Source organism: Cupriavidus sp. 8B (assembly GCF_054589115.1).
The window spans coordinates 1-6,825 of sequence record NZ_BAAILO010000464.1 but is presented as its reverse complement, the minus strand read 5'-3'; the positions used below and the strand labels follow the sequence as shown (position 1 = coordinate 6,825).

Annotated in this window: 7 protein-coding genes and 1 pseudogene; 2 read left to right on the top strand and 6 right to left on the bottom strand. The window is 59.9% G+C overall.

The genetic code is table 11. The annotated features are described in order from the left end of the window. The first annotated feature begins 1,202 nt into the window (after positions 1-1,202). Positions 1,203-1,469 carry a SixA phosphatase family protein gene (locus tag ACYP5B_RS44535; protein ID WP_459573846.1) on the top strand — a complete coding sequence of 89 codons (267 nt, stop codon included), beginning with the start codon at positions 1,203-1,205 and terminating at the stop codon, positions 1,467-1,469. Between the two features lie 125 nt (positions 1,470-1,594). Here the strand turns inward: ACYP5B_RS44535 and ACYP5B_RS44530 are convergent, their stop codons facing one another. From ACYP5B_RS44530 to ACYP5B_RS44510, 5 genes are all read right to left on the bottom strand, one after another. Next, complete coding sequence (locus ACYP5B_RS44530; RefSeq protein ID WP_459573845.1) at positions 1,595-2,836, bottom strand: ammonium transporter; 1,242 nt, start codon at positions 2,834-2,836, stop codon at positions 1,595-1,597. Positions 2,837-2,846: 10 nt separating this feature from the next. Further along, the gene (locus ACYP5B_RS44525) at positions 2,847-3,077 is read right to left on the bottom strand and encodes a DUF2798 domain-containing protein (RefSeq protein ID WP_459573844.1); all 231 of its coding nucleotides are present in this window, start codon (positions 3,075-3,077) and stop codon (positions 2,847-2,849) included. A gap of 87 nt (positions 3,078-3,164) precedes the next feature. After that, positions 3,165-3,902, bottom strand: coding sequence for a cysteine hydrolase family protein (locus ACYP5B_RS44520; protein WP_459573843.1), 738 nt, complete (start codon positions 3,900-3,902; stop codon positions 3,165-3,167). A gap of 229 nt (positions 3,903-4,131) precedes the next feature. Beyond that, positions 4,132-4,602 (bottom strand): cyanase, encoded by a 471-nt coding sequence (gene cynS, locus ACYP5B_RS44515; RefSeq protein WP_459573842.1) that lies wholly within the window; start codon positions 4,600-4,602, stop codon positions 4,132-4,134. 42 nt (positions 4,603-4,644) lie between these two features. Continuing rightward, complete coding sequence (locus ACYP5B_RS44510) at positions 4,645-5,304, bottom strand: carbonic anhydrase (protein WP_459573841.1); 660 nt, start codon at positions 5,302-5,304, stop codon at positions 4,645-4,647. A gap of 121 nt (positions 5,305-5,425) precedes the next feature. On the opposite strand from ACYP5B_RS44510, the gene cynR reads away from it, so the two are divergent. Further along, positions 5,426-6,316 (top strand): transcriptional regulator CynR, encoded by an 891-nt coding sequence (gene cynR, locus ACYP5B_RS44505; RefSeq protein ID WP_459573840.1) that lies wholly within the window; start codon positions 5,426-5,428, stop codon positions 6,314-6,316. A gap of 239 nt (positions 6,317-6,555) precedes the next feature. Here cynR and ACYP5B_RS44500 read toward each other — a convergent pair. After that, a pseudogene (locus ACYP5B_RS44500) lies at positions 6,556-6,825 on the bottom strand (hypothetical protein); the annotation flags it as partial.

Here is a 6,825-nt window from a genome sequence, read left to right as displayed (position 1 = left end):
GCGCCTCTCCAACAAATCGAAGAGTTCCTTAGCGCCTGCTCCCGAATATGCTCTTATTACAGTGTGCATGATATATCACTCACTTTGATGCCCTGGAGTTGGCGCGAATACGGTGCTGGGTGGAACCCTTAGTCGGTAGTCAATGCGGCCAAGAGGTTGTTCTACGCCCGATTCATGTTGGCCAGTAGATGCCAGAAGGCTACTTTACATAGGGGCTGATTTGCATTCGGCCCCCCATCAGGAACAACTTTGGCGGCGAATAGAAAAAATGCCAGTGATTTCCGGAGAATTTCCGTCCGTCCGCCAGCGGGCGAGGGAATTGAGGGCTATGAGTGACCTCCTGGTTCCTCCGGTCATCTGTACGAAGGTGTGCCGGTTCGTTCCGTCCTACCGCCATATCTGGACATCGACGAGAGCGGTGACGGATCCCTGGGCAGCGTGTCGTTTATTGAGCGCTTACGATACTTCTGTTCCCATCGGATTGGTTGCGGCACTGATGCTGTGAGGTGCCCCTCATCACACTGATTCGGGTAAGGTCGAACATCCTGTTGTCTCCTAGTGAACGCTTGTCGAGTACGATGCCCGGCGGCCGATTCCCGGGATAGCGCTGGCAGCGTTTGTCGACGGATGATCGGCGACCAAGTGCTGTACGGCCTCGGGATTGGCTATGTCGACGCACATCTGCCGGGTGCTACCCGGCTGACACCCGGCAGTGCTCTGTGGACGCGAGACCGGCGTTTGTTGGCAGGCGCCGATCGTCTGCGGCTGGCCGCTCGGCCGCTCACTGGAGACACGCCCCCAAGCGGAGACCGGGCCAAAGCGGGGGCAGACGACCGGATCACTGCCAGGAGGCTAATGAGGCACGTACAATGCGCGCATGGCTTCTGATCCTGGGCCGGCGATCTCCGTCCTTCAACTTCGAATTGCTCTGTGCGGCCTGAGCCCGTCGGTTTGGCGACGCGTCCTCGTTGGGGTAATCGTACCTTTCGTGTCAAATCTGGCGGTAGTCGCGCGCAGAACCGCCTGCAGCAAGGCTCTGCGGCTTGACGGTTCTCACCCAATCGGAAGATCCGCAGATCGTTGATCGATAAGGTATTTTTCGATCAAACCGCCAGAAATTGCATGAAAGGTACGATTACCCCGTTGAGGGCACGGACTTGATGGTCCTCGCTATCATTGAGGGGCCCCTCCTCGGCTTGACCATGAAAACTTTGTTTCTTGTGCGGCATGCCAAAGCGAGTCGCGACGATCCGTCCTTGCCTGATCGGCAGCGATCGTTGGACGATCGCGGTCGCCATGACGCGTCCAAGATGGGCAAGCGCCGGATTGATCGCGGGGTGGAGCCCGATCTGCTCGTGTCGAGCCCCGCGTTGCGTGCGCTGACCACGGCACACCTCATCGCCGATGAGATTGGCTACAAGCGCAAGGACATCGTAGTCGATGAACGGGATAGACGCGCAGGCCTCTAGGTGTCATCACTGACGTGAAGTAGGCCTGGCTGCGATTCGATTCATCCGTCCGACAACAGGTAAGGCGCGGTGGTGTTTCCACCACGCCTTACTTTAAGCGATCTTGTCAGCCGCGTATTCGCGGATCACTCATTCAGGTAAGCGACTTCGCCGTGCAGCCCGCTATCGAGCCCGCGCTGCGCAACCGCGGCATCGACCTTGACGGACGTCACGCGATCGATCAGCCACAGCATGCCCCAGGTGAACACGAACGCCCAGATGCCGGATACGATCACCGCCACGAGTTGCTTGAGGAAGAAATCGCCGCCGCCGAGCAGGAGGCCGTCGGCGCCGTTCGGGTTCCACGCCTTCGATGCGAACACGCCGAGCAGAATCGTGCCGGCCAGCCCGCCCACGCCGTGCACGCCCCAGACGTCGAGCGCGTCGTCGAGGCCCAGCTTGTTCTTCAGCGCGACCGCGTAGTAGCAGATCAGGCCCGCGGCAATGCCTATGATCGCGGCCGTATGGAGCGAGACGTAGCCGGCAGCGGGCGTGATCGTAGCCAGCCCGGCGACCGAGCCGGTCAGCAGGCCGACGAACTTCGGCTGACGCGCGTTCAGCCATTCGATCAGCAGCCACGTGACGGCGGCAAATGAGGCGGCGACGTCGGTGTTGAGGAACGACGATGCGGTTATCGCATCGATGCGCAGTTCCGAACCCGCGTTGAAGCCGTACCAGCCGAACCAGAGCAGACCCGTGCCCAGCGCGATCAGCGGCACGTTGTGGGGCTTGTGCTCGAGGCTATGGCGGCGACCCACGTAGAGCACAGAAGCGAGCGCGGCGAACCCGGCCGTGTTGTGCACGACGATGCCGCCCGCGTAGTCGAGCACGCCCCACTTCGCGAGGATGCCTTCCGGACTCCAAACCATGTGCACGAACGGGAAGTACACGAGGATGAGCCAGCCGGTGAGGAACAAGAAGTACGCCTTGAACGTCACGCGGTTGACGAAGGCGCCGGTGATCAGCGCCGGTGTGATGATCGCGAACATCATCTGGTACGCGACGTGGACAACGAGCGGAATGCCCGCGTCGTTTCCCTGGAACATCGTCTGCAGCGTGATGCCGCGCAGGAACGCGTAGTAGGTCGGATCGCCGACGATGCCGTGCCAAGTCGGGCCGAAGGCCATCGAGTAGCCGAATGCGAACCACAGCACGGTCGTCCAGGCGAGTGAGCTGAAGCTCTGCATCATGACCGCCAGCACGTTCTTGCGCTCCACGAGGCCGCCGTAGAAAAACGCGAGTCCCGGCGTCATCAACATGACCAGGCTCGCGCAGATCAGCATGAAGGCGGTATTTCCGACATTGATAGGCATGTTTGCGGTAAACATCATTTATCTCCTAAGAGTGGTTTGTCATGCGATCGACCAGGCGGCGAATGATGGGCGTGGCCGACACGACAACCGGCAGCATGGTCAGCCAGGAAACGCTCCAGGACCTTAGCCAGTGCTGAAAGAACAGGCCATTTTCCACGAATGAAATGCTTGCGATGGCGGCAGCGATGGAGCAGGTTAATCCGGACTGGATAACGCCATAGGCGAAATACCTGTAGCGCGAAGGAATCTTAGGCATGTGAGTCGCCCCTATGCATTCTTTGAATCGGACATTCATATACCCTGCCATTGCCGCGCCACTGTTGCCCCTGGCGCATGACAGGCGCTACGCGGCTGCTCCAACCTTTCCGGCCAACCGCTGCACGGTTTCGTTGGTATCCCACAGCGCGTTTGCGATGAAGCGGAAGTTGACCAGTGCCGCGTGATACCCGTCGCCTTCCGGTAGCTTCGGCCCTGCTACGGCGTCGCGCACGACAGCAACTTCGAAGCCTTGCTCCAGCAGATCACGCAGATGGGATTCGACGCACAGATTGGCGGCCATGCCCGCAAGGATCACCTGGTCCACGCGCTGTTTGCGCAGTTGCAGAGTCAGGTCGTTGACTTGCGGACCATACAGTTTGTGCGTGGAGCAGATGATGGTCTTGCCATCCTCGATATACGGCTTGAGTTCCGGGACGAAGTCGGCGCCCGAGCCCCGAAAGCCCTCTGTCGTCAAAGCGCCCGGGCGGTCGAACATGCCTAAGGCGTGCTGGAACATCTCAGCCGGTCCTTGTACCTTCCAGGTGTGGTCATGCGGGTAGTAGTAGTGCGGCGAAATCGCAACGGTGATGCCCGCCTGCTTCGCCGCATGAAAAAGACGGATCAGGTTGGGCACCAGGTTCTGCTCCGTCACGCTTTCTCCAACGACGCCCCAACTGCGGCCCTCGGGGCTCATGAAGTCGATCTGCGGATCGATGACCACGAGCGCCGTGCGCGGCAGGTCCAGCTCGATATTGGCCTTCGGCAGCGCCGGAGCAACGGGATCTGCATAAGGGGTATGGTGATTGCACATGGAAGTTGACATGGTGGAACTCCTATTCTTGGCCGCACCTGGCGGCGTTGGACAGTCGCTCAATCGCGAGAGCGCATCGCGTGAATCAATAGACGACCATTCGGCTATTTAAAATCGCAAAAAAATTTTGATACAGCAATAGAGTTTGGGTGAGCGCCTGAAGCATTCATGGCTTCGGCAAAATAATATGTAGATCAAACTAATGGGGAGTCGTTCTCGTAAGAACAATTCCCCAGCTGCCTCAGAACGGTTTGGTCGGCAGATACTTTCCGTCAAGCGTGATCACCGCGCGCGAGCCGCCTTCCGGATCGTCGACTTTCTTGATGTCGAGCTTGAAATTGATTGCGCTGATGATGCCGTCGCCGAACTTCTCATGCACCAACGCCTTCAGAGTCGAGCCGTAGATCTGCACCACTTCGTAGAACCGGTAGATCGTCGGATCCGTCGGTACGCCACCCGGAATGCTTCCGCGCACCGGGATGGTCTGCAGCAGACGGAGTGCGTCTTCGCCGAGTTCGAGCTTGTCGGCCACGACCTTGGCTGCGTCGGCGGGCAGCGGATGCTGGCCGAGCAGCGCAGCGGTGACGAATGCGAGGCTGAGGCCCGTGCCTTCGTTGATCTGCTCGAACGTCAGGTTCTTGCGGACCTTCGCGTCAATGATCGCGTCGGTGAGGGCTTCACGAGGGGCCTGGCTATATTGGGACTGCGTCATGATGATGCTCCTTGGGATAGAACGAGGTTAAACAGCGGTGATTCAGGCAGCGAGGTTCAGTCGAGCCGGGGTTGCACAAACATGCGGATGGGCCGCGAGAGAAACGAAGTGATCCGTCGTGCCATCGAGCGTATCGATCGAGCCGGTTTCGATGTCGTACACCCAGCCGTGCAGGGCGAGACGCCCTTGTTCGAGCGCGAGCCGCACGGAAGGATGCGTCTTGATGTTCGCGAGTTGGGCGATGACGTTCTCGCGGACCATCGAATCGACCCGGTCGCGCTCGCTCTTGTGCTCACGCGCCTCGTTGACGACTTTCGCGGAATCCGCGTAATGCAGCCAGTTGCGCACGGCGGGCATGTGGTCCATGCACTTGCAGGTGGCGATGGCCGTCATCGCGCCGCAATCGGAATGACCGCAAATCACCACGTCGGTGACGCCGAGTGCAGCGACCGCGTATTCGACCGTGGCGGTCACGCCGCCCGGCTCCGGGCCGTACGACGGCACGATGTTGCCGGCGTTGCGGATCACGAACAGGTCGCCCGGCTCGCGCTGCGTGACGAGTTCCGGTACTAGCCGGCTGTCCGAGCATGAGATGAACAAAGTTCGCGGGTGCTGGCTCGTGGCCAGTTGCCTGAAAAGCTCGGAGCGCTGCGGAAACACGTCGCGCTGGAACTTCAGGAAGCCGTCGACGATTTCTTGCATGTTTTGCTCCATCTGGGTGTTGGTCGAGAACCGATGGACGAATCATGCGGCGATCAAGCTATAGCGTCCAAGACTCGTTTATTATTGTGTCTATAGACCGCACCAATAGTTTGGGAGCTCCATGCTGCTCCGGCATATCCGTTACTTTCTGGCGGTGGCGGAACACCGCAATTTCACGCGCGCTGCCGAGGCGCTGCACGTGTCGCAGCCGACGCTGTCGCAACAGATCAGGCAGTTGGAGGACACGCTGCGCGTTCAATTGCTTGATCGGTCCGGGCGGACGATCCAGCTGACCGACGCCGGTGCGGCCTATGTGCACTACGCGCGGCGCGCGTTGCAAGACCTGGAGGCAGGAAAGCGGGCGATCCACGACGTGCAGGAATTGAGCCGCGGCTCGCTGCGGCTCGCGATGACCCCGACGTTCACGGCGTACCTGATCGGTCCGTTGCTGGAGAAGTACAACCGCCGCTATCCGGGCATCACGCTGAACATTCTCGAAATGCCGCAGGACCGGATGGAGGCGTTGTTGAACGAAGATGCGCTCGATGTCGGCATCGCTTTCAACGATACGCGCTCCCCCGAAATCGAGACCCAGGTGCTTTTCGTCGAAGCCCTGGCGATGATGGTAGGCAAGTCGCATCCGTCTGCGAAGAAGCGCGCCGCGTTGACGCTTCGCGAGTTCGAGAGCGAAGCGCTCGTGCTGCTCAACGAAGAGTTTGCTACGCGCAACTATATCGATCGATATTGCAGGCAGCATGGTGTCACGCCGCGCATTGCGATGGAGGTCAATTCGATCAGCGCGGTCATCGAGCTCGTGCACCGCAGCACGCTCGCAACGCTGCTGCCGGCCGCGATAGCGCGCGAGCACGGCGAACTGCATCAGGTGGACCTCGAGCCAGCGCTGCCGCAGCGTACCGCTGCGTTGCTCCTGCGCAAAGGCGCGTATCGAAGCGCCGCAGCAAGGGCATTTATCGCGCTTGCGCTTGAGGAATGTGCGGCCAAAACGGGGTAATCGTCCTTTTCCTGCAGATTGATACGGTTATATAGGGGTCCCATTGATTTTTCTGCAATTTACCGGGGTAGGCACCCCTAGCAGCCATGCGGGTTTCGGGGCATTGTCTCGCAGAAATCCCAATCCAATCAGTCACTTGCTGACTGGTCTTTTTTCCGGTTCTTCCCAGCGTTCGTGAGCCTTAACGGGTCATCCTGCCAGGTTCAGCGGCGCTATATGGGCTGCTTTGGTCTGATAATTCAGATCCGGGGTGTCCATTTAACCGGAGTTGAGCGTAGCCCCGGGGCAATCCTGTCGTCCCCAAGCCGCCATCCTCCCGGATGCCCACAGGACGGGCAGACGAAGCCACCGTCGGTCTTCGGGCCACCACAGTGTTCGACCATGTCGATCTCGAAGTAGCCGGGTGGCGGATTGCGCCAGTCGGCGAAGGTGCGTACCGGGATGCTGCGTCGGATGGCCGAGCCGACGCCTTTGCGGCGTTTGCGCTGCCCGTCGATGTGTGAACGCGT

What these genes read in the sequence shown, in the direction of transcription:
- ACYP5B_RS44525 (WP_459573844.1), bottom strand. Translation starts at nt 3,077, where the DNA reads ATGCCTAAGATTCCTTCGCGCTACAGGTATTTCGCCTATGGCGTTATC.
- ACYP5B_RS44520 (WP_459573843.1), bottom strand. Translation starts at nt 3,902, where the DNA reads ATGTCAACTTCCATGTGCAATCACCATACCCCTTATGCAGATCCCGTT.
- ACYP5B_RS44535 (WP_459573846.1), top strand. Translation starts at nt 1,203, where the DNA reads ATGAAAACTTTGTTTCTTGTGCGGCATGCCAAAGCGAGTCGCGACGAT.
- ACYP5B_RS44530 (WP_459573845.1), bottom strand. Translation starts at nt 2,836, where the DNA reads ATGTTTACCGCAAACATGCCTATCAATGTCGGAAATACCGCCTTCATG.
- cynS (WP_459573842.1), bottom strand. Translation starts at nt 4,602, where the DNA reads ATGACGCAGTCCCAATATAGCCAGGCCCCTCGTGAAGCCCTCACCGAC.
- ACYP5B_RS44510 (WP_459573841.1), bottom strand. Translation starts at nt 5,304, where the DNA reads ATGCAAGAAATCGTCGACGGCTTCCTGAAGTTCCAGCGCGACGTGTTT.
- cynR (WP_459573840.1), top strand. Translation starts at nt 5,426, where the DNA reads ATGCTGCTCCGGCATATCCGTTACTTTCTGGCGGTGGCGGAACACCGC.